Below are 22,704 nucleotides of genomic sequence, written 5' to 3' on the forward strand. Positions count from 1 at the left end.
ACCCACACATGTGAGTCTTGCAGTTGTCCCTACAGTCACGGAGAGGTACTAACCAAATTCTTGCGTACGCATGCCCGACATGTCGGCAGGAACAATCCAGGAGGTTTTCCTATGATGAAGAAACAAATGATGGCACTTGCAGCAACGACAGTAATTGGTGGGAGCCTATTCGGCACCGCTGCATCAGCTAGCACATATACAATACAGCCAGGCGATACACTCTGGGGCATTTCACAAAAGAATGGTACGACAGTTGATCAATTAAAAGCAGCAAACGGTCTCTCGTCCGATATGATCTATGCAGGCGATACCATTTCAACAACAGGCTCAAGCAATTCAACATCAGCTTCTTCTAACAACGGTACATACACAGTTAAAGCAGGCGATACATTATTTAGAATTGCATCAGCACACGGCATTTCAGTGAATTCATTGAAATCAATCAATGGTCTCTCATCGGATAGAATTTACCCAGGTGACGTTCTTTCAACGAATGGAAGTGCAGCACCGACAGCCGCAGCTTCAGCACCAGTGGCACAAACGCAGCAGGCGGCTAAACCTGCTCAAACAACATCTGCACCACAAGGCAATACAATCGCAATGACAGCAACAGCCTATACAGCTGATTGCGCAGGCTGCTCAGGGGTTACAGCGACAGGGATCGATCTTCGCAATGACCGCAGCAAAAAAGTCGTCGCCGTTGACCCGAATGTGATTCCATTAGGTTCACGCGTATACGTTGAGGGATATGGTGAAGCGATTGCTGGCGATACTGGCGGCGCGATCAAAGGAAATAGAATTGACCTTCACGTAGCAACAACAGATGCAGCAACCAGCTGGGGTGTACGTACTGTAAACGTCACAATTTTGGACTAACAAATAAATACATGGTGAAAGATGCCTTCCCTCGTTGGGAAGGCGTTTTTTGTTATGCACATTCATCGATTTTTAAGCAAGTGCTGTATATAATAATAGAAAGAAGAAATGAGGAATGACATTGAAACGCTATAAACAACTGGCGGAAAGTGTACGGTTTCGGAGGAAAAGCGGGATATGGGAGCCAATTATACATGATGGGCAGCTGCTGTATGGAGGAGAAGGACGAAGTGCTGTTGTGTACCGTATTCAAGGAACGGATAAAGCATTAAAAGTCTTCTATCCGGATAAAGTGTATATTGCAAAAGAAGAAGCTGAGATTTATCGACTGTTATCTGGCTTGCCAAACTATCCAGAGCTTCATGAATCGGGCGACACGTATATTGTCATTGACTGGATCGATGGGAAAACATTATTTCAATGTTTGGAAGAAGGGATTGATATTTCAGGAGAACTTGTCCAGGAAGCAGATCTGGCACTGCAAGCTGCGCGAAAAAGAGGATTGAATCCATCTGATGTTCATTTGCGAAATATTATGATCACAGAAGAGGGGAGAATCGCGCTTATTGATGTCGCTAGGTTCCGGCAGACGAAAGATTGCATGAACTGGGAAGATATTAAAAATGCGTATACTCATTTTTATACGAAGCCGTTTTTTCCAAAGCGAATGCCGAAGTGGCTGCTGAATATGATCGGTATCATGTATAAAAAACGGCTTCTGCCTGTTCACCGGAAAAAAAACGAAATCATTCAACACCTTTAAAAAACCGCAGAGACGAGTGTGTCACTGCGGTTTGTCGTTACGAACTATTATCGTCTTCGAGTGCGTATTTCACGCTGGCTGCCAGTACATCAGCACCGATTTTAATAACGCGCCGGTCAAATGTCATATTCGGATGATGAAGACCTGGAACGAGATCCGAGCCAAGGCCCATCATGGCTGCTTTAATATGAGGACGTTTAATGGTATAAAAGTGGAAATCATCACTTCCCGGTGTGATGAGCGGTTCAGCAAGCGCTTCGCTTCCGGCTACTTTGATAATCCCTTTGCGCAAAAATGCTTCCGCATCTTTTGATACTTCTGCTGCCGGCGTGAAATCCATCCATTCATAATCAATCTTCACTTCATAAAGCAAGCTAATTTGTTCAATTTTATGTTCAATGGCTTTTTGGAGTTCCAGCAAAATCTTATTTCTCTGTGCGCGTACATCTAGACCAAACTTACCTGATCCAGGAATGATATTTAAACTTTGTCCGCCCGCTTCCAGACGCGTCATTTTCGCCGAATACGGTTCAAAAGGTGAAAAGTTGATTGTATGCAATTGACGGCTGAGTGAAGACATGACTTCAATGGCATTCACACCTTGATATGGCCGGGCACCATGAGCATCATCGCCGATTACTTTTCCGTTTAAAAACGCAACCGCCCCGTGATAAACAGATGGCGCGATTTTCCCGAATGGAACTTCTTCAATCGGCCGGAGATGCATACCGAATAAATAATCGACATCATCGACGACACCTTTGCTAACCATTTTTAAGGCGCCGGTGCCTGTCTCTTCAGCAGGTTGGAAAATAAACCGGACTGTTCCCTGTGTGATTTCTTCTTTTAATTTCAACAACGATCCAATAACAATCGACATATGTGCATCGTGTCCACACGAATGATTGGCGCGGAACTCTCCATTCACTTGTTGCCAGAGCGCATCAATATCTGCGCGTACAGCGACAACAGGAGATCCGGTGCCAATTTCGGCAATGAGTCCGGTGCAGTCATCAAATGTGTACGAGCGGACACCTTCACTTTGTAACAATCGCGAAATATAAGCTGTCGTTTTTGTTTCCTTCCAGCTTATTTCTGGATGTGCATGCAAATGTTCGAAAATCTCAAGCAGTCTATTTTCAAATATTATGTCCGTTTGAGCCATCGCAAGCCCTCCCCCGGTAATTCTTTCTCTATAGTATAAGCCAAAACAATGCGTTTGGCTTGGGAAATGACTGAAAATCCTTATCTTTTTCCTTTTAATAAGAAAAAACTAATAAAAACAGCTGGTAAAGCGATGATTGCCATTCCTAAAAATGACAGATGCGGAGAAATTTCATATAAATATCCGGCCCCAAATGTTAAGATGGCAACGCTTAGTCCCATGCCAAGAGAGGAATATACACCTTGGGCAGCTGGAATTTCTGATGAATCGAACTCTTCATATAATAATCGGATAAAAGCGTAATGGGCGAGCCCGAATGTTAACGCATGAAATAATTGAGCGAACATGTAAACCGCAACGGATGGAAATAAAAACATAATCGTCCACCTAAGGACAGCGGCGATCGCCGCACCGAAAAACATCGCGGGAACACTCGTATGACGTAAAAAGCGATCGGCTACATTAAAAAAGAGAATTTCAGCTGCAACAGCAATATTTAAAATGACCCCGATCCAGATACTGTCTACATCGAGATGCTGCAAGTATAGAACACCATAATTGTAATAAGCGGCATGAGCACCTTGGATTAAGACGCAAATGATGAGTGCTGTCACAAATCGTTTTGAACGAAATAGACGCCGAAATGGAAGGCGCCGCAGGTCATCGTGTTCACGGAGCGCAGGCGGCGTATAATAAAACGCTGTAGCAATCATAAACAGCGTACTAGCAATCAAAACATATAAAATGGCCGAATCGGTAAAAATAGCGGTTGCGATACCGATGAATAGTACGGCGGCTATGTAGCCGATCGACCCCCATGAACGGCTTTTTCCGTAATGAATGCGGTCTGTTTTCATTAACAATGCACCCATGCTGTCCGCCATTGGCATGATAATCGGATAAATAAAGTTAAATAAAATCATGACAATGAAGAGCGCTATATAGCCAGAAGCTGGAATGAATAGCATGGCCGTTAAGGCGGTAATGATGGTAAACCATTTTAATAGGGTACCTGCTGGATATTTTGCACTGAGTGCCGGATAGGCAAAAAAAGTGGAAACGGCTCTGACAAGAAATCCGACTGCAATGAGCGAAGAGGCCGCTTCAACGGTCATCTCTTTTTCAGAAATAAGCCAAGCGTTCCAATAGGGCAGGAAAACACCCCATGAAAAGTAAAAAGCGAAATATGTGATTGAGAGCCAAAACTGTGCTTTATAAATCATGTCATCTTCCTTTTTTATCGCAGAGTAACGGGCAGTAAAACCTCATCGATGAAAGTTTCACTACTTGCCATTATAGCGAAAAATAATCAATACGCGGGCACAAAATGAAAAAACAGCCCTGACATTCATCGTCAGAACTGTTCCTAATTGAACAGATAAATGGGCTTTAATCATCGAGGCGATCGCTTTTACATGCTTGTTACGCTCTTTTTGGTTCATGTTTGATAAGCGGTACAATTTGCTTATTGTTGGGACACGCCTAGGATTTGTTTTCGGTAATGTCTCAATAATTCATTCAATGGCATATATGGAACCCCTTCAAAAAGTTTGTTCATTTTAACCATAACGGTATTTCAAGTTAGAGAGCGTTGAATGTTCCGAATAGGAATAAAATAAACTATGCCGAAAAGAGATAAAAAAACGAAGGAAGTTGGAGGAATTTGTCGAAATGGTAGATGTTACGTATTATGTGAGCATGGAGGACTAGAGATGGATGGGTCTAAGGATTGTAGAGATGAATTACTTGTTTTCTCAACGAAAGAAAATGCAGAATGCTGTATTCGATTAATGACATTGTTTCAAGAAAACGTCGTTATTGATGCAGAATTTGTGAAACCCTCTTATGACATGGAACGTGAATGGTTGCTTGGGGAAAAAGGTACAATTAAAATTACAGCATCCGAAAGTGGTAATTGGAAAGAATTATTGATCCATTATTGCCTGAAGGAAGGAATTATTACAGTTACTGCTATCAAACCATCTTATTTATCTGTTAGAACAATATCTTCTATTGCCAGCCAGTTTTTTATTCGAAAAGGGAATATGCTTCAGTTTTTATCTGTTCGGTCTATTGGCGAAAGTATCCTATTTAAAAATAAGACTGCTCGTACTGTTTCAATTTATACAAAATAATCAAAGGCAGCCGGCTTTTTTTAGGGGCTGCTTTTTCATTTTGTTATAATGAAAAGAAGATAGTAAAGGGGTGGATAAAATGAAAAGAATTCCCGTTATTTTTTCACTGTTCGCGGTATTATGGTTGAGTGGCTGCTCGGGCCTAGCATCGCCTGCAGAACGGCTTGCGGAATATACGGCTGCCTGGAAGACAGGTGATTTAGACAACATGTACACGTATTTTTCAGCGGAAACGAAAAAAAACATGGATAAAGAAGAGTTTGTAGAACGGTATGAAAAATTGACGAACGACTTAGAAATCAAGCCATCAGATATCGAATTGCCTGATGAAGAAGACGTTCAAAAAGATAATGAACAAACGGCACGGCTTTCTTTTTCAGCAAAAATCAGCACGATCGCAGGCGATATCCCCTTTGAAAAAGAAGTGGTTATGAAGCTGGAAGAAACGGAAGAAGGGAAAGCTTGGGTGATCGACTGGGATCCGTCCTACTTTTTGCCTAAGCTTGAAGAAGGTGATAAAGTACGGATTCAAACATTGAATGGGGAGCGTGGCCGCATTTTTGACCGGAATGGAAGCTCACTCGCTGTAAATGGAACAGCGGTACAAATTGGTGCGACAGCGGGAGAAATGGATGACAAAGGGAAACAGCAGCTCGCTCAATTGCTTTCGCTTTCGGTGGAAGAAATCAATAAACAGTTGACGGAAAGCTGGGTGCAGGACGGTTATTTTGTTCCGCTAAAAACGGTAGCAGAAAAAGAAGAAGCACTCATTGAAAAAGCAACAGCTATCCAAGGAGCAACGGCATCAGCTAAAGCGGTACGTGTTTATCCGTACGGAGCAGCGGCTGCCCATTTGACGGGTTATGTGGGCGATGTGAATGCGGAAGAGATGAAAGAAAATAAAGGCGAGTATAAAGAGGGCGACCAAATAGGCAAACGCGGTCTTGAACAGCTTTTTGAAAAAAAACTTCGTGAAACAGACGGTGTACAAATTTTTATTGAAAAAGAAAAACAAGAACCAATCGTTATCGCAAAAGCAGAGCCGCAAAATGGCCAGGACATGCAGGTGACGGTCCATGCAGAACTGCAAAAGCTGCTATACTCCGAAATGGCAGGAGCGGCAGGGACAGCATCAGCAGTCGATCCAAAAACGGGAGAAGTACTTGCGATCTTGTCATCTCCATCATTTGATCCGAATGAATTTGCGCGCGGTATTGCCGGTGATCGGTATACAGAGCTGCAGGATGATCCGCTTCAGCCCTTGTTAAATCGGTTTGTAGGAGCCTATTCTCCAGGTTCAACCATTAAACCGATTACAGCCGCTGTAGCTATGAAAGCAGGTAAGCTTGATCCAGCGGCGGGTAAAGTAATTGAAGGGCTTCAGTGGCAAAAGGATTCATCATGGGGCCAATACCGCGTCACACGAGTCAGTACATCGACAGCACCTGTTACGTTAGAGTCAGCACTCGTCGCATCGGATAATATTTATTTTGCGATGGCAGCCCTTGATACAGGTGCTGAGCAGATGAAAAGCGGACTGCAAGCATTCGGATTCGGTGAAGAGTTTCCATTTGAGTATCCCCTGCGAGATTCACAGCTTTCCAACAGTGGTGAATTTGATAGTGACATCATACTTGCGGATACCGGATATGGACAAGGTGAAGTATTAACAAGTATGACTCATCTCGCATCAGCATATGGTCCGTTTTTAAACGGGGGCACGATGATGAAACCTGTATTGCTTATGGGTGAAGAACCGTCTGTCTGGAAGAAAGAAGTTGTCACAGAAGAACAGGCAGCGCTCATTCAAAAAGGACTTCGCGGTGTTGTCGAAAAAGGAACAGCGAAAGCGGCAAACATAGAGGGAATGTTGATTTCCGGAAAAACAGGTACAGCTGAAATAAAAGCAGAACAAGGTACGACTGGCAAAGAAAATGGTCTATTTGTTGCTTATGATGCGAATCGGCCCGATTTCGTTCTTGCGATACACGTAGAGGATGCAGCCGAACAGGGCGGCAGTAAATTAGCTGTCGATAAAGCGACCGGTTTGTTTTTAAAATGGAAAGATCATCAATAATTATGAAAATAAAGGGTAATTAATGAAACTTTGTTCCTTATTTCGGCAAATTAAGAAGGAATTATATGAAAAAAAATGAAATTGTGTCGATAAATAGATAGAAATGTATGTAGAAAGCGGGGAGCGATTGAATGAATAAAACGGTTGTTTCGTTAACGACTGCGGCCTTTATTTCGACAGGGGCGGCAGCCGTTGCGGAAGCTTCAGAACTGTACACAGTAAAAGAAGGAGACACGCTATTCAGCATCGCCAATCAGTATAAAATCACCGTCGTTCAATTGATGGAAATGAATGAATTATCGTCTGATCGTCTTTCAATTAATGATGAACTGATTGTGTCAGAAGAAAAACAGGGGGAAGAGACGTCTGCGGCAATTGAAACAGAACGAGCAGTAGAAGAACAGGAAGCGGTAACGAATGAACAGATAGAAGAATCAACGATCGTATCAGCAGCAGCTGTTTCTGCGTATACGGTCAAAAGTGGTGATTCACTCGGCTTGATCGCCTCCCGTTATAAAACAACGGTTGCCTCATTGAAGCAGCTGAACGGTTTAAAGTCGGATGCGATTTATGTCGGTCAAAAACTGAAAGTGAGCGGCACAGCACTAAAACCGGCGACGAGTAAACCGTCTACAACGACAACATCGACCAGCATGTATATAGTGAAAAGCGGTGATTCACTCGGTGTGATTGCGTCTCGCTATAAAACAACGGTTGCCTCATTGAAACAGCTAAACGGCTTAACATCAGGTATGATTTATGTCGGCCAGAAGCTGAAAGTGAGTGGAGAAGGGGCAACGACAAGCCCGCCGACAAGCAAACCATCAACAACCACGACGACAACGGGCACATATGTGGTCAAAAGCGGTGATTCACTCGGCTTGATCGCGTCCAGCTATAAAACAACAGTTGCCTCATTGAAGCAACTGAACGGCTTAACATCGGATGTGATTTATGTCGGCCAAAAGCTGAAAGTAAACGGAAAATCAACACCGTCGACAAGTAAACCATCAACGACTGTTCCTTCTACAACAGGCGGCACGTACATAGTGAAAAGCGGAGACTCCCTCAGTATTATTGCTTCTCGAAATGGAATGACCGTGTCGGCGTTAAAACAAATGAACGGCTTGAAGTCAGACGTTATTTTTGTTGGTCAAAAGTTAAAAGTCGCAGCTGGTTCAAAAGGTGGAACAACAACGGAACCGGTAAACGTTGGCAATCCGTCTTCTTCCGGTTCTTATTCGAGTTCGGGTCTGCTTCGTATAGCCAATTCAATGCTCGGTGTTCCGTACGTATGGGGCGGTTCATCATCGTCAGGCTTTGACTGCAGTGGATTCATTTATTATGCTTACAAACAGGCAGGGAAAAGCGTGACTCGAACGAACACCGAAGGATTTTACAGCCGTTCATACGAAATTTCGAGCCCGAAAGCAGGCGACCTCGTTTTCTTCAGTAACACTTATAAGAAAGGTATTTCCCATATGGGTATATACATAGGCGGAAATCAATTCATTCATGCAAGTTCTTCGCAAGGGGTTACGGTGTCAAGCCTGGACAATTCTTATTTCGCTTCCAAGTTTGATAGTTTTAAACGATTCTATTAAAAAAACGGCCTATCATCTCGATGGGCCGTTTTTTCATCGTTTCATCATCTCTATCTTTTTATGAATCTCTGCCAGATGACTGTCGATATTTTCTTTCGTGATATAAATGCCAAATGAAGATTGAGCATTAGGTCCTTCATTGATACGTTCAGCTATTTTGTCACCGACTTCTGGATAAAAATGATGACCGTCAAAATAATTCGTTAAATCATTGGTAATCTCGTTCGGATACATAAAGTTATAGACGCCGCCGAACACGTCGACAACATCGTGCAGCCACTGTTCGTAATCGTCCAACTGGCCTTCTTCGACGAGCGTTTGAAAAAGAGCCATTGAAATCGGTGTTGTGTATACGATCGTATCTACATCTGGATGACGATCTGTGAAAATCGTTAAATACTCTTTATAGCGCGGGTTATACACGTAATTCGAACCGTAAAACTCTTCTTTGAAGCGCTCGATTTTTTCGGCAGTATTCGCGTTCCGTTCTTCGTCTGAAATGTAACGGGCAAACGCAACGTTGTCATGATTGTAGGCACGTTCTGTCAGCACTTTATTTGCGAGCGACATCCGGAGGTTTTTAATAGAGTACCGGAATGAATCGATCGAGAACACAGTTTTTACCCGATAAAGCGGGTCGTCGAGTTTTTTTTCATAGTTTACGAGTGAAACAGGGCGTTCGCTTTCTTGTACGGATGATTTAAAGAAATCGAGACCGATGATGACCCGTTTAATCGGCTGGTCGCTCTGTCGTTTGGCAAATGCGAGAAACGTGTCGTATTCACGAATAGACAGGTTATTTACCGAAAAATTGTAGACGTTCATATTCGTAAACTTGTTTTGATTAATATAGGTGGAGCGGCTCGATCCTAGTAAAATTGTATCGTATGAAAAAGGTTGGAAAAACATGCGACCTGTTTTTTGCTGGCGTTCGTCAATGACACTTTGATAATCATTAAACTTATGTTTTTGATTAAACGTCCAGAGTGGGTCCATCACGTAATTAAATGACACGATCGTTGTCAATACAAGGCAGACGATCGTGAAGAAAATCAGGATGAATTGTCTCGACTGGTTCAAGCTCATCACACCTTAAAAGTTGAAATAGAGAAACTCGGACACTTGCTGAAGGCGTGTGGCCGAATAGATAAATAGACAGGCCGTCGTAACAGCAATCCATCGCTTCGGTGTAAAATCATCACGCAGCTGAATTGAATTTTTGGCAAATAAGACGATGAACAGCGTAATGATCGTCCAGATGGCGATTTCAATAAAGGGCGCGCCAAGTTCGAAGCGGAAAAGAAGCACACTGCCGATCGGCAAATCGAGGAATTCGATGAACTCTTTTGGCAAAAGTACACCGTTGAATCCAGCCATACTGCGGAGAACCAAGACGGCTGTCTGCAAGTCCGGCGACCGAAAAAATACCCAGGATAGATGGACGAACAAAAACGTTAACAGCCAGGCGATAGGTTTAGATAATGCTCGTCCTGAAGATGCCCAAGCCCGGTTCACCATGCTTGCGACCCCGTGCATTACTCCCCATATAATAAACGTCCATCCGGCACCGTGCCAGAAGCCACTGACGAGAAAGACGATGAAAATATTGAGATATGTGCGTGTGCGTCCTTTCCGGTTGCCGCCAAGCGGAATGTAAATGTACTTAGTTAAGAAGTTGGATAGTGTCATATGCCAGCGCCGCCAGAAATCTTGAATGCTTGTCGCTTTATATGGTGAAAAAAAGTTCCGGGGCAAGCGAATGTTAAAGAGTAGACCCAAACCAATTGCCATATCCGAATAACCGCTGAAATCAAAGTATAGCTGGAATGTATACGCGAGTGTCGTTAGCCAGCTGTCGACGAATGTGAGTGATTCTGACATGGCATAGCCTTTATTTGCCCACGCGGCAAATGTGTCGGCAATGACGACTTTTTTAAATAAGCCGATGCTGAAGACGAATAGCCCGAGTGCAACGTTTTTCGATTGAAAGCGCCGATTATCAGGCGATTGAAACTGGTCCATTACTTGACTGTGATGGATGATAGGTCCAGCGATCAGTTGCGGAAAAAATGTAACAAACAGCGAATAATCTAAAAAGTTATACTCACTCGTTTCTTTCTGATATGAGTCGACAAGATAGGCAATTTGTTGGAATGTGTAAAAACTGATCGCCAGCGGCAGCAGTAAATTTTTTAATTCAATATTTGCATCAAAAAGAAAATTTATATTTTCTGCAAAAAAGTCGTAATATTTAAAGTAGCCGAGCAATACGACATTAAAAAGAATACCAAGTGTTAATATGGTTTTGCGATGTGAATTTGGATGATCTTTGCTAATATAATGGCCGGTCAAAAAGTTAACAGCAAGCGACAGTAAAATAAGCGGCAAGTAAGCGGGGTTCCAGTAGCCGTAAAAAAAGAATGAGCTGATAAGAAGCCAACTTTTCGCTAGAGTAAAATTCCATTTGTTTAACAGAAAATAAATAATGAGAACGATAGGTAAAAAGAGAAAAATAAATTCAAAAGAATTAAAAATCATTGGATCTCCTCCAGAGAGAAACGATTGACGACAGCGTTAATAATACTATATTTTATTTTTTTCGACAATAAGGCAGTAGATGTGAAAAATTCAGTAAATAATAGTTGTAAGTCGATAAAAATATGGTAAAATAAACATGTAGTTTCCGTTTTGTATGTAAAATAACTCGTTTGCAAGAATATGGTTGGTAAAAAGCTGTGAGCATCTGTCCATATGACGGATGCTTTTTCTAGTTTTAAATAAAAAATCCGGCGAAAACTCGCCGGATTTTTTATATTTGTGTTACGTGTACACTCCATTTTGATAAATCAGGTTTTTCTTTCTTAATAAGAGAAGCAGGGAATATAAATGTCCATGGTTTTGTCGTATTGGCGCGCACTTCAAGATTGCCGACATTAAACTGACCTTCAGCTACAGTATCGCGGGCCGCATCGATAAGTTTCAGCGGCAGCTTTTCAATGTTCACATTCCGCTCGTATCCGTTACGGATCAACAATGAAATATTGAGGTTACCATCTTCAAGAAAACGAGCGTTTAAACCGGTGAAATTCAATTCATCTTTTTGTGGAGCACCTAGTTTTTCGACCAATTCTTCAAGTTTTTCTTTTTCAGAAGTTGGGAGAGACTCCTCCCATTTTGGATCTAGGTCCAGCTTATGTTTCCGTGACATTAAATCAAACGCGATCAACCAGTTTTCTTTGCCGAGTGCCACCTGTTCATTAACTGAAGCGGAAGGGAACACAAACGTCCACGGACGGCTTGAATCAGCCGGCAGTGCGCCAAGCTCGTTTAACTGAAAGGTATGGCGTGCTTTTAATTCGTTTTTTTCATTCAATAAAAGCAATGAGACGTCTTCCAGCGAGATCTCTTTTTCGACCGTGTTGCGGACAAATGCGGATACGGCCAGCCCAGTCGACTGTTTTGTCCATTCGATTCCAGACAGTGACAATTGATTCCGTTTTAACGCCGGCAGCTCATTGTTTAAAAATTGGAGCACATACATTTGTTCTTTTGGCACAGTAATGGATGGATGAAGTGAAAGAGCCGTCGTTACTTCTTCTTCACTAGACGCTGCTGCATCACCGGTAATTTCACCGGCGGATATCGCATTTTCACGTCCATCATTTTTCAGATCGGTATCGGGCTTTTCTTTTCGTTTAAAAAAAGACAGCATAGCGGTTATTTCTCCTTTTTCGTCAATTCGTTTAACAGTGCAGCGGTTTTGACAGAAATATCACGAAGCAGATCGCGGTACGTATTTTGGAATAACTGCAATCCTTCACGTGAATAAATACGAATTGGATCTTCTTGTTGATACTGTCGGAGGCCGATACCTTCTTTCAAGCGTGTCATCTGTTCAAGATGCTGAACCCAAAGATGATCAATGCTGGAAATCATAATTCGCCTCACAAAATCATCCCATTTTGGATCGTACTGTTCTTGCAGCCATTCAATATGCGGCTCAGTCACAGATTCGACAGCTGAAACAATTTCTTTTACATGAGAGGGCTCTTCGGGAAGAGGTACGGCACGTCCGCCAAACATCGCCTGCAAATGACCGGATAAAAGATCAATTTTCCATTCTTCAGAAGACACGTCATCAGTGCAATGAAAGTCAATTTCTTCACGGATAGCCCGTTTAATGATATCGATAAGACGCTCCTGTTGCGTATCATCCTCAATAATAGCGTTTCGAAGACCGAAAATAACGCCCCGCTGTTCATTAATCACATCATCGAGTTTTAAGTTGTACTCACGCATCGCAAAGTTGGAACCTTCAACGATACGCTGCACACGGTCCACGAATTCAAGCATCTTTTTATATAATACAAGTCCATCTTCATTCGTTTGCAGTTTTTTCTCAAGCTTCACGAGGTCGTCTTTTGCAAAACGACGGAACATATCATCTTCAAGTGAAATAAGAAATTCACTTACTCCAGGATCTCCCTGGCGACCAGATCGGCCTTTTAGCTGATTGTCAATTCGGCGGCTTTCATGTCGTTCTGTTCCGAGCACATACAGCCCGCCAAGTTCAGGAACTCCCGTGCCGAGTAAAACATCGGTCCCGCGGCCGGCCATATTCGTGGCAATGGTGATGTGACCACGTTGTCCAGAGCGGGAAATGAGCTCGACTTCCTGTTCAACGCTTTTTGCATTTAACAGTTCAAATGAAAGACCAGCTTTTGTGAAGTAATCGGCGATTTTTTCTGACTGTAAAATGGATGTTGTCCCGACGAGAACAGGTTGTCCTGTTTGGTGACGTGATATGACTTCAGCCGTCACCGCTGCATATTTCTCTTCTTTTGTCCGATAAATACGGTCCGGCATATCTACGCGCTGAATAGGGCGGTTTGTTGGCACTTTAAATACTTGCATATTGTATACTTCAAGCAATTCTTTTTCTTCTGTTTTCGCCGTTCCCGTCATACCAGATAAAAATGGATACATACGGAAATAGTTTTGAATGGTAATTGATGCCTGTGTTTTATTTTCATCTGTAATTTCCAGATTTTCTTTTGCTTCAATTGCTTGATGAAGACCGTCACTTAGCGTGCGTCCTTCCATTGTCCGGCCCGTAAACATATCGACGAGCAAAATAGCACCGTCTTTCACGATATAATCAACGTCGCGCTCAAACATGACATGGGCGCGGACGGCTTGAATCATGTAGTGATACAGTGTTTGATGTTCAATTTCATATAGGTTATCAACGCCGAACGCTTTTTCTACTTTTTCAATCCCTTTATCGATCAGGCTGACTGCTTTCGTTTCATCATCGAGTTGATAATCTTCATCACGGATGAATCGTTTTGCGACACGAGCGCCAATATAATGAAGATCGGCTGCCGGGGGCATTTTGCCGGCAATGATGAGCGGCGTTTTCGCTTCATCAATTAATACGCTGTCCACTTCATCAATGATGGCGAAATGATAGGGACGCTGTACACGCTGTGAAGGGTGCCAAACCATATTGTCGCGCAAATAATCGAAGCCGAATTCCGTTCCGACACCGTACGTAATATCTGCTCGGTATGCGGCCTGTTTTTCAGAAGGATCCATCATCGGCAAATTCAAGCCGACAGAGAGACCAAGAAATTCATGAAGAGGCCCAATCGTATCATGGTCGCGTTTGGCTAAATATTCATTGACCGTAATAATATGAACGCCTTTTCCTTCGAGTGCGCGCAAATAACTCGGCAATGATGCGACAAGTGTTTTCCCTTCACCGGTCGCCATTTCGGCAATATTTGCATCTGTCAGCACAAGTCCGCCGATTAGTTGTACGTCGTAATGTCGCATGCCGAGAACACGTCTGGCAGCTTCACGGACTACAGCAAATGCTTCTACTTTAATGTCATCAACGGATGCGCCGCCTGCCAGCTTTTCTTTAAACTCGGCTGTTTTTCCGCGCAGCTGCTCATCGGTCAGTCCAGCTATTGTTGATTCGAGTTCATTAATGAGGTCGACTGTTTTTGTATATGATTTAATCTGCCGGTCTCCGGCACTTTTTTTTCGAAATAACGAGACCATTTTCTTATTCACTCCTCGGAGAACTTTCGATCACCTTATCTTATCAAAAGACGAACTAAAAGAAAATATAAGGTTCTTTTTCTTCATTTTGATGGATATAAAATGCTTTTACCTTTATAATTATTGAAGTTAAGATGAAATTGTAAAAAAATCGTTTTACAAAATATATATAAAGATGCTTCTGAATGAACAGAGGGAGGAAAATATGGTTTTACTTGCCTTTATCATTTGCGTGCTGGCATCGATTGCGATCACGCCACTCGTAAAAAAGTTTGCCGTTGCCATTGGAGCTGTTGATAAGCCAAACTACCGGAAAGTGCATCAGCGGATTATGCCGCGCATGGGAGGCTTGGCCATCTTTATCAGCTTCTTAATTGGCATGGTTGTACTGCGCCCAACTGCACCATTTGAACAGCCGCTGATCAATCCAGCCATTATTATCGGGAGCATTGTTATTATTTTAACAGGTGTTCTTGATGATCGGTTTGAGCTTTCAGCGAAAGTGAAGCTGGCGGGACAGCTGCTTGCGGCACTCGTTGTCGTTGTGTATGGCGGTGTACAAATTAATTTCGTCAACTTGCCATTCGGCGGAACGATTGAATTTGGTTACTTGAGTATTCCACTGACCATTTTATGGATTGTGGCAATTACGAACGCGATTAACTTAATTGACGGTCTCGATGGGTTAGCTGCAGGTGTTTCCACAATTGCGCTGTTAACAATTAGCTTGATGGCCTTTATGAAAGGCGATCTGTACGTGATGAGCGTGGCGTTAATTGTCGCAGGAAGTGCGATTGGCTTTTTGAAATATAACTTTCATCCAGCAAAGATCTTTATGGGAGATACCGGAGCACTGTTTCTTGGCTTCATCATCAGTGTTCTGTCGTTGCTCGGATTTAAAAACATCACGTTCGTCTCGTTGATCATTCCGATTATCATTCTGGGCGTACCGATTTCAGACACCATTTTTGCGATTATCCGCCGGAAGCTGAACAATCAGCCAATTTCCGCACCGGATAAGTCTCATTTACATCATTGCCTGCTTCGGACAGGCTATACACATAAACAAACGGTGTTAATTATTTATGCGATTGCGATGATGTTCGGGCTCGCAGCGATTATCTTCTCCATGGCGAAAGTATGGGGAGCTATTATCCTGATCGGAGTCATTACACTAGCGATTGAACTGTTCGTTGAAAGTGTTGGCTTAATTGGCAACGATTATAAACCGCTTTTGAATTTTGTTAAGGGCGGTACGAAAAAGAATTTATGAATAAAAAAATCCCGCTGACCAGAATTGGTTCAGCGGGATTTTTTTATTCATATGTTGATTCTTTGTCTGTGCTGTATGTGCCGGCTTCTTCTTCTAAGCTGCTTTCATCGGAGGCAACAGAAGAATCCGTATCAAGATGGCGCTGCAGTTTTCCTTTTATGACGTCAAGTTCTGTTTCATCTAGGCGGTAAATGTAGGCACCGGAGCTTGTGAAATCATCTGTACCGGCAAGTGTGAGTGAGTCATAATTGATATGACCGTTTTTACCATATTCAATCAGTGATTTCATTTCACTGAATGTCATATTTGTCCGCATGTTTGCTCCAATGGCTTCTAAAATTTCATCGTATTTGGTGATGGAATTCAACGATAACGCTTTTTTGACGGTCGCCTGTAAAATATCTTGTTGGCGTTTCCCGCGCTCAATATCGTTATCGTATTTACGCGTACGCGCCAGAGCAAGAGCCTCTTCTCCATCTAATGTTTGAACGCCAGGCTCTAATTTAATTTCTCCGTGAATATCGTTGGAATTCTTTTCTTCAATTTCAAATGGAACGTCCATTTTAATACCGTCTAAAGCATCGACAACATCAACGAATGCATAAAAGTTCATGCGTACGTAGTAATCGACCGGAACGTCAAGCAGTTCTTCAACCGTTTCCATTGTTGAAAGAGGTCCACCTGTTGCATGTGCATGGTTGATTTTATAGTAATCACCAAGGTCTGGAACATACGCATAAGTATCACGTGGAATGCTTAACATTTTAATCGACTTATCTTCTATATTCAAAGTGGCTAAAACGAGTGCATCGGTTCGCGTGTTCTTACCGTAGTCACGATTAACGTTATCATCAATCCCCATGAAAAGAATAGAAATATTGTCTTCAAGCGGGTGAACGTCTGCATCGCGTAAGTCTGATTTAGTACGCCCTTCATCCGAATAAGAATCAGTAAAAACCGTCTCGGCTTTCTTATGCAAGTTTGCCGTATATCCTGCCGCCGTAAATCCAACAAGTAAAACAGGGATAAAAAAGGCGAAAAAGAAAATGCGTCGCTTTTGCGTTTTCCGGCGCCGTCGTCCGGATCGTTGATTAGTTGAAGCCATATATTTTCTCCTTTTAATGGTTATTTCTTTTTCGAATTTGAAAACAAAGCTATTCTATATTCTACTATGAAACGACAATTCCGTAAAATTTTTTATTTATTTATGTTTATTTCTGTATATAAAACGTCACCTTCTGTGAAAATAGCTTGTCCATTCGTCAATTCTGTCATTTTTTCACAAAAAACAGTAACATCTTGCTCTTCAACAAAAACATCTACATTTACATTCTCTGCATAATGTATTTCTTTTATTCGATAAATAGAGGTATGCAGCTCATTTTCAATTTTCCCAAGCCATGTGTAGTCAATCGATACGGTCATAATTTTCATAAGGCGGCGCTCGACAATACCGATCGCATTCAGCCCTTCGGACGCTGTTTTTCCGTACGCACGAATTAAACCACCAGCACCAAGTTTAATGCCGCCAAAGTAACGGGTGACTACAATCACGGTGTCTTTGAGTCCACGCTTTTTAATGACTTCTAGAATAGGTACACCAGCTGTACCAGACGGCTCTCCGTCGTCGTTTGCCTTTTGAATTTGATCGTGTTCACCGATCATGTAAGCAGAACAGTTATGCGTCGCATTCCAGTGTTGTTTTTTTATACGATCAATAAATGTTAAGGCTTCTTCAACTGTTTCCGCCCGGCCTACATGAGCAATGAACCGTGACTTTTGAATATCCATTTCAAATTCACCGTAGCCTTTTACTGTTTTATAGGTAGATAGCAATTTATTTTCCTCCAATTTGTTTTATTTATAAAGAAATAGGGTATTAACTATTGTTCATTATCGTAAAGGAAAATAGTCTGGATGAAAAGCATCCTGCCCGGAAATACTTTTAAACAAATCGTAAATAAACTTTAATGTTCGACATTTAATCTAATGATATAATGATAGTATCCTTCCCTGTGAGGTTTTCACCGGGTCTTTTTATCAGTGAATTAAAAAGAACTGCGTATTTTTTCCGCCTTCAAAAGATACAGTACTAAGGAAAATAGGCTGTGTCTTTTGAATAGGTATTTAAAAACCGGAGAAGGGATCATTTATGTCGATAAAAAATGCGGATACGAAACTGCTTGATACGATACTGGATAAAATGGTTGAAACGGTTGATGAAAGTAAAGACCAGATCTTTTCGATTGCTGAACAAAGCAGACGTGATTATGAAACGCTGATGACCGAGCTTGAACTCGTCAAAAGTCATATTCAATTTGCCCTTATTGAGCATGAAGAACTGGAAAGAAAAGTGAAAATGGCCCGTCATCGATTGTCTGAAGTAAGTCGGGATTTCTCTATTTATTCTGAGGACGTCGTGCGGGAAGCGTATGAAAAAGCGCATGATTTACAAATGCAGCTCATTGTGCTGCGTCAAAATGAAAAGCAGTTGTTGAACCGGCGCAATGACCTTGATCGTCGTTTACTATCTGTCCATACGACGATTGAACGGGCAGAACACCTCGTCTCACAAACGGCTGTTGTCCTGAATTATTTAACGCAGGACATGAAGCAATTTGGAAAGGCGCTTGAACAAGCTCAGTCGAAACAGGCATTTGGTCTGCAGGTAATGGAAGCACAGGAAGAAGAGCGGAGGCGGCTTTCACGTGAAATCCATGATGGGCCAGCGCAAATGATGGCGAATCTCCTCGTACGTTCCGATTTAATTGAAAAAATATATCGAGAGTACGGAGTGGAAGAAGCGTTTAAAGAAATACGCGACTTAAAAAAAATGGTTCGATCTGCCTTATATGAAGTAAGACGGATTATTTATGACCTCCGTCCGATGGCACTTGATGATTTAGGGTTAATACCTACCTTGAAAAAGTATTTAGCGACGGTTAATGAGTATAACCGCTCTGAATCTGCTAAGCCTGACATTCAATTCGTTAATATGGGGATGGATAAACGGCTTCCGACAAAACTCGAGGTAGCATTGTTCCGGCTTATTCAAGAATCTGTTCAAAATGCATTAAAACATGCCGATGCGTCGGTTATTCAAGTGAAATTAGAAATCAACAAAGAACATGTACTCGCTGTCGTGAAAGACAACGGCAAAGGATTTGTTGTAAGTGAAAAAAAATCAGGTTCATTTGGTATTATGGGGATGAAGGAGCGGGTTGAGCTTTTGGAAGGGGATATTACCTTTCATTCCAAACCGTCCGAGGGCACAGCTGTTTTAATTAGCGTGCCAGTGCTGAAGCAGACAACGATTTATAGGGGGAAAAGAGAATGACGACGAACATTATTATTATTGATGACCACCAATTATTCCGCGAAGGAGTAAAGCGTATTCTTGATTTTGAAGAAACGTTTGCTGTACTGGCTGAAGGAGACGACGGTGCTGAAGCACTTACACTCGTTGAAGAATATAAACCGGACGTTGTCATCATGGATATTAACATGCCGGAAGTAAACGGTGTAGAAGCCACACGTAAGCTGGTTGATAAATATCCGGACACGAAAGTCATCATTTTATCGATACATGACGATGAAAACTACGTGATGCATGCACTCCAATCAGGTGCGCTTGGCTATTTATTAAAAGAAATGGATGCGGAAGAGCTTGTCGAGGCAGTGAAAGTAGTCGCAGCAGGCGGATCGTATTTACACCCGCGTGTAACGCATAACTTGATTGTTGACTATCGCCGTTTATCAAATGACGATGGAAAAGGAAAAGGGTTCCAACAATCAGAGGTTGTTCGTCCGCTCCACTTATTGACGCGCCGCGAATGCGAAGTGCTTCAATTACTCGCAGACGGCAAAAGCAACCGTGGTATCGGTGAATCACTCTATATTAGTGAAAAAACCGTCAAAAACCATGTCAGCAATATCTTACAAAAAATGAACGTTAACGACCGCACACAAGCCGTCGTCACAGCCATCAAAAAAGGATGGGTTGAAGTACGCTAAGAAAAACCGTCCGCCGGGGCTAGACGTCCGGACCGTTTTTTTACGGTTGTTCATGAAAAATGGCTAGCTCACCTAGGTTCGTTCAGCTGCATAAGATGGAAGGACGAAACTTAAAGGGGGAAATTGAGTAGTGAGTCCATATTACAACCATCCGTTTCGAGGGCCGTACCCATATTATGGCCGGCCACCGTATTATAACCGTCCGCCGTATTATGGCGGTTATGGTGTTTTTCAAAGTCCATTTATTGGCGGACTTTTCGGCGGCTTAGCCGGCAGTCTGCTCACACCAATCATTTACGGACGCCCGCCATACTATCCTTATTACTGAAAAAACGGTTCGCGCCGGTTGAGCGCGGACTGTTTTTCTTTTACAATACATTATAGACAAAGAAAGGACGTGCAATGACGTTGACGTATAAATGGATAACAGCGCTGCTTCTGACCGGCACTCTACTTGCAGGCTGTAGTGACGACGAACAAGATGGAGCTGCCAACTCAGCAAGTGATGGTGAATCAGCAAACACGACTACACAGGAAACCCATACGGCTTCAGATGAACGAAAGAATGCAACGACTGCTGATGAAGAGTCAAATTCAATGGAAGAATCAAATACAAAAACGGAGAAAGTCCCGATTGAAGAAGCAGGAAACGTTCCAGCAGAAGAGAAAACCGCTATTTTAACCATGCTGGACAAGCAAGTCGAATCGTTTAATAATAAAGATATCGACGGCTACATGTCGACGATTTCTGAAACACCTGAATCATTTGATTACACAGAAGAAAAACTATACGTTCAAAAAGTATTCGAGACATTTAATGCGTCGATGACACCACTCAATCCGATGATCATTAAATACGACGAAGAAACGAAAACGGCTAACGTATTTATGAATATGAAATCCAAATCAAAAGATGTCAGCACTGGGAAAGAAGTGAGCCAGACGACGCGCCAGATTATGGTGTTTCAAAAAGAAGAAGCCGGATGGAAACAGATTTCGCTCTTCGCCATGGAATGATGCTATAATGAAAAGAAAAGAGGGTTTTTAAATATGACGAAAGAAATGAATGTAGAAAGTTTTAACCTTGATCATACGAAAGTAAAAGCACCGTACGTCCGCCTTGCGGGTGTAAAAGAAGGAACGAACGGCGACAAAATTTTAAAGTATGACATCCGTTTTTGCCAGCCGAATAAAGAGCATATGGACATGCCAGCGCTTCATTCACTGGAACATATGATGGCGGAATTCAGCCGCAATCACTCGGACAAAATCGTCGATATTAGTCCAATGGGCTGCCAGACTGGCTACTATATTGCCGTCATCAATCATGATGATTACGAAGACATTTTAACGATTATTGAGAAAACATTAAAAGACGTATTAGAAGCGACTGAAGTACCTGCTTGCAACGAAGTACAATGCGGCTGGGCGGCGAGTCACAGCCTTGAAGGTGCGAAAGACATTGCACGTAACATGCTTGCAAAACGAAATGAATGGACAGAAGTATTTGCTTAAGAGAAAAATGGACAAGTTGTCCATTTTTTTTTATAAAATCGACCGGTATAAATTGTACATATAACACAATCCTTACGCAAAGAATCTAAGCATTTCTCACGAAGCGGCACTGGCTCACAAACAATATTGTTTTCAAGAAATCCATCTTCATGTCCATCATAACGAAAAAGGGATGCAAAAAAATAGATATTCAGATAAAATGAGGAAGTATAAACTGAAACATTATTCCGTTATTTCGTTAAAGCGGGACAAATAAAAATAAGGCAGGTACAGAAGATGAAGACGGCAATTTTGACCGACAGTACGGCTTATCTTCCGAAAGAGCTTCGCGATGAATTGAATATATATATGATCCCCCTCAGCGTGATTTTTGGCGATGATGCTTACCGCGAAGAGTTTGATATAACGACAGAAGAATTTTATGAAAAAGTACGTAAAGGCGGCAAATTGCCAATGACATCACAGCCAGTCATCGGTCACTTTGTCGAAATATATGAGGAGATTGCTCGTGAATACGATGCAGTTGTTGGTATTTATTTATCAAGTGGTATAAGTGGAACGTATCAGTCATCGATGGTTGCGGCCAATATGGTGCAAGGACTTGACATACACTCATTTGACTCTGAAATTAGCTGTGCACCACAAGGTTTTTACGTTTTGCGTGCTGTTGAAATGGCTAAGCAGGGGAAAACACCAGAAGAAATTATAGCAAAACTGAATGAAATGAAGCGCTGTACAAGAACGTATTTCATGGTCGACGATTTAAACCACTTGAAGCGAGGTGGTAGACTGACTGGCACACAGGCATTGATTGGCGGCTTGCTACAAGTGAAACCCATTCTTCATTTTGAAAATAAAGTGATCGTTCCATTTGAAAAAATACGAACAAGCAAAAAAGCGCTGAAACGAATCGGCGACTTATTTGAAGAAGACTATAACAAAGGTGATAAACTGCAGGCGGTCATCATCCACGCTAACCGTGAAGCCGACGCCCGCAACTGGATGATTGATCTGAAAAAACGATTTCCGAACGCTGAATTTGGCATTAGCCATTTCGGTCCCGTCATTGGCACACATCTCGGCGAAAGTGCTCTTGCGATGGGCTGGACAAAAAAATGCATGTAGCATGAGAAGCCCCTCCGGGCGGCCTTTTTGTGTTTGCAAAGACTTGACTAAAATAAAACAGTGTCCCGGCGACCGGGACACTGTTACG

General features: G+C 42.3%; 20 protein-coding genes. 12 read left to right on the plus strand and 8 right to left on the minus strand.

The genetic code is table 11. The annotated features are described in order from the left end of the window. Positions 1 to 114: 114 nt before the first annotated feature. Both AWH49_RS17620 and AWH49_RS17625 read left to right on the plus strand, forming a co-directional pair. Positions 115 to 876, plus strand: coding sequence for a LysM peptidoglycan-binding and 3D domain-containing protein (locus tag AWH49_RS17620; protein WP_034286932.1), 762 nt, complete (start codon positions 115 to 117; stop codon positions 874 to 876). Between the two features lie 115 nt (positions 877 to 991). Continuing rightward, positions 992 to 1,639 (plus strand): serine/threonine protein kinase, encoded by a 648-nt coding sequence (locus AWH49_RS17625; RefSeq protein WP_081898011.1) that lies wholly within the window; start codon positions 992 to 994, stop codon positions 1,637 to 1,639. Between the two features lie 37 nt (positions 1,640 to 1,676). Here AWH49_RS17625 and AWH49_RS17630 read toward each other — a convergent pair whose 3' ends face one another. Together AWH49_RS17630 and AWH49_RS17635 are read right to left on the minus strand one after the other, a co-directional pair. After that, positions 1,677 to 2,804: a M20 peptidase aminoacylase family protein gene (locus AWH49_RS17630; protein WP_063966762.1), complete on the minus strand. Its 1,128-nt coding sequence runs from the start codon at positions 2,802 to 2,804 to the stop codon at positions 1,677 to 1,679. 80 nt (positions 2,805 to 2,884) lie between these two features. Then, on the minus strand, positions 2,885 to 4,027 hold the full coding sequence (locus tag AWH49_RS17635) for an MFS transporter (RefSeq protein WP_063966763.1): 1,143 nt from the start codon (positions 4,025 to 4,027) through the stop codon (positions 2,885 to 2,887). A gap of 489 nt (positions 4,028 to 4,516) precedes the next feature. Between AWH49_RS17635 and AWH49_RS17640 the strand changes: the two genes are divergently transcribed. The 3 genes from AWH49_RS17640 to AWH49_RS17650 all read left to right on the plus strand — a co-directional run bounded on the left by AWH49_RS17640 (position 4,517) and on the right by AWH49_RS17650 (position 8,620). Next, positions 4,517 to 4,939 (plus strand): hypothetical protein, encoded by a 423-nt coding sequence (locus AWH49_RS17640; protein ID WP_034286659.1) that lies wholly within the window; start codon positions 4,517 to 4,519, stop codon positions 4,937 to 4,939. A 79-nt stretch (positions 4,940 to 5,018) separates the two neighbouring features. After that, complete coding sequence (locus AWH49_RS17645) at positions 5,019 to 7,016, plus strand: penicillin-binding transpeptidase domain-containing protein (RefSeq protein WP_063966764.1); 1,998 nt, start codon at positions 5,019 to 5,021, stop codon at positions 7,014 to 7,016. 131 nt (positions 7,017 to 7,147) lie between these two features. Then, the gene (locus tag AWH49_RS17650) at positions 7,148 to 8,620 is read left to right on the plus strand and encodes a peptidoglycan endopeptidase (RefSeq protein ID WP_063966765.1); all 1,473 of its coding nucleotides are present in this window, start codon (positions 7,148 to 7,150) and stop codon (positions 8,618 to 8,620) included. 33 nt (positions 8,621 to 8,653) lie between these two features. Here the strand turns inward: AWH49_RS17650 and AWH49_RS17655 are convergent, their stop codons facing one another. From AWH49_RS17655 to secA2, 4 genes are all read right to left on the minus strand, one after another. Then, positions 8,654 to 9,700, minus strand: a complete 1,047-nt coding sequence (locus AWH49_RS17655; RefSeq protein ID WP_063966766.1) for a hypothetical protein — start codon at positions 9,698 to 9,700, stop codon at positions 8,654 to 8,656. Positions 9,701 to 9,712: 12 nt separating this feature from the next. Further along, positions 9,713 to 11,158 carry an MBOAT family O-acyltransferase gene (locus AWH49_RS17660; RefSeq protein ID WP_063966767.1) on the minus strand — a complete coding sequence of 482 codons (1,446 nt, stop codon included), beginning with the start codon at positions 11,156 to 11,158 and terminating at the stop codon, positions 9,713 to 9,715. A gap of 271 nt (positions 11,159 to 11,429) precedes the next feature. After that, on the minus strand, positions 11,430 to 12,332 hold the full coding sequence (locus tag AWH49_RS17665; protein WP_034286655.1) for an accessory Sec system S-layer assembly protein: 903 nt from the start codon (positions 12,330 to 12,332) through the stop codon (positions 11,430 to 11,432). Positions 12,333 to 12,337: 5 nt separating this feature from the next. Then, positions 12,338 to 14,689 carry an accessory Sec system translocase SecA2 gene (gene secA2, locus AWH49_RS17670; RefSeq protein WP_063966768.1) on the minus strand — a complete coding sequence of 784 codons (2,352 nt, stop codon included), beginning with the start codon at positions 14,687 to 14,689 and terminating at the stop codon, positions 12,338 to 12,340. Positions 14,690 to 14,894: 205 nt separating this feature from the next. Between secA2 and AWH49_RS17675 the strand changes: the two genes are divergently transcribed. Then, positions 14,895 to 15,962, plus strand: a complete 1,068-nt coding sequence (locus AWH49_RS17675; RefSeq protein WP_018394670.1) for a glycosyltransferase family 4 protein — start codon at positions 14,895 to 14,897, stop codon at positions 15,960 to 15,962. 43 nt (positions 15,963 to 16,005) lie between these two features. Here AWH49_RS17675 and AWH49_RS17680 read toward each other — a convergent pair whose 3' ends face one another. Both AWH49_RS17680 and AWH49_RS17685 read right to left on the minus strand, forming a co-directional pair. After that, the gene (locus AWH49_RS17680; RefSeq protein WP_034286653.1) at positions 16,006 to 17,067 is read right to left on the minus strand and encodes an LCP family protein; all 1,062 of its coding nucleotides are present in this window, start codon (positions 17,065 to 17,067) and stop codon (positions 16,006 to 16,008) included. A gap of 92 nt (positions 17,068 to 17,159) precedes the next feature. After that, the gene (locus tag AWH49_RS17685; RefSeq protein WP_063966769.1) at positions 17,160 to 17,798 is read right to left on the minus strand and encodes a YigZ family protein; all 639 of its coding nucleotides are present in this window, start codon (positions 17,796 to 17,798) and stop codon (positions 17,160 to 17,162) included. Positions 17,799 to 18,114: 316 nt separating this feature from the next. Between AWH49_RS17685 and AWH49_RS17690 the strand changes: the two genes are divergently transcribed. The 6 genes from AWH49_RS17690 (at position 18,115) to AWH49_RS17715 (ending at position 22,616) form a co-directional block, all read left to right on the plus strand. Then, a complete protein-coding gene (locus AWH49_RS17690; RefSeq protein ID WP_063966770.1) occupies positions 18,115 to 19,299 on the plus strand; it encodes a sensor histidine kinase in 1,185 nt (394 codons plus the stop codon). Beyond that, positions 19,296 to 19,976 (plus strand): response regulator, encoded by a 681-nt coding sequence (locus AWH49_RS17695; protein WP_018394666.1) that lies wholly within the window; start codon positions 19,296 to 19,298, stop codon positions 19,974 to 19,976. The genes AWH49_RS17690 and AWH49_RS17695 overlap by 4 nt, the downstream gene beginning before the upstream one ends. A 130-nt stretch (positions 19,977 to 20,106) precedes the next feature. Further along, the gene (locus tag AWH49_RS17700; RefSeq protein WP_018394665.1) at positions 20,107 to 20,304 is read left to right on the plus strand and encodes a hypothetical protein; all 198 of its coding nucleotides are present in this window, start codon (positions 20,107 to 20,109) and stop codon (positions 20,302 to 20,304) included. Between the two features lie 74 nt (positions 20,305 to 20,378). Beyond that, complete coding sequence (locus AWH49_RS17705; protein ID WP_082862935.1) at positions 20,379 to 20,993, plus strand: hypothetical protein; 615 nt, start codon at positions 20,379 to 20,381, stop codon at positions 20,991 to 20,993. Positions 20,994 to 21,026: 33 nt separating this feature from the next. Beyond that, positions 21,027 to 21,491 carry an S-ribosylhomocysteine lyase gene (locus AWH49_RS17710; RefSeq protein WP_018394663.1) on the plus strand — a complete coding sequence of 155 codons (465 nt, stop codon included), beginning with the start codon at positions 21,027 to 21,029 and terminating at the stop codon, positions 21,489 to 21,491. 276 nt (positions 21,492 to 21,767) lie between these two features. Further along, on the plus strand, positions 21,768 to 22,616 hold the full coding sequence (locus tag AWH49_RS17715) for a DegV family protein (RefSeq protein ID WP_063966771.1): 849 nt from the start codon (positions 21,768 to 21,770) through the stop codon (positions 22,614 to 22,616). The last annotated feature ends 88 nt before the right edge of the window (positions 22,617 to 22,704 follow it).

It is taken from the genome of Domibacillus aminovorans (assembly GCF_001643235.1).
Classification (GTDB): Bacteria; Bacillota; Bacilli; order Bacillales; family Domibacillaceae; genus Domibacillus; species Domibacillus aminovorans.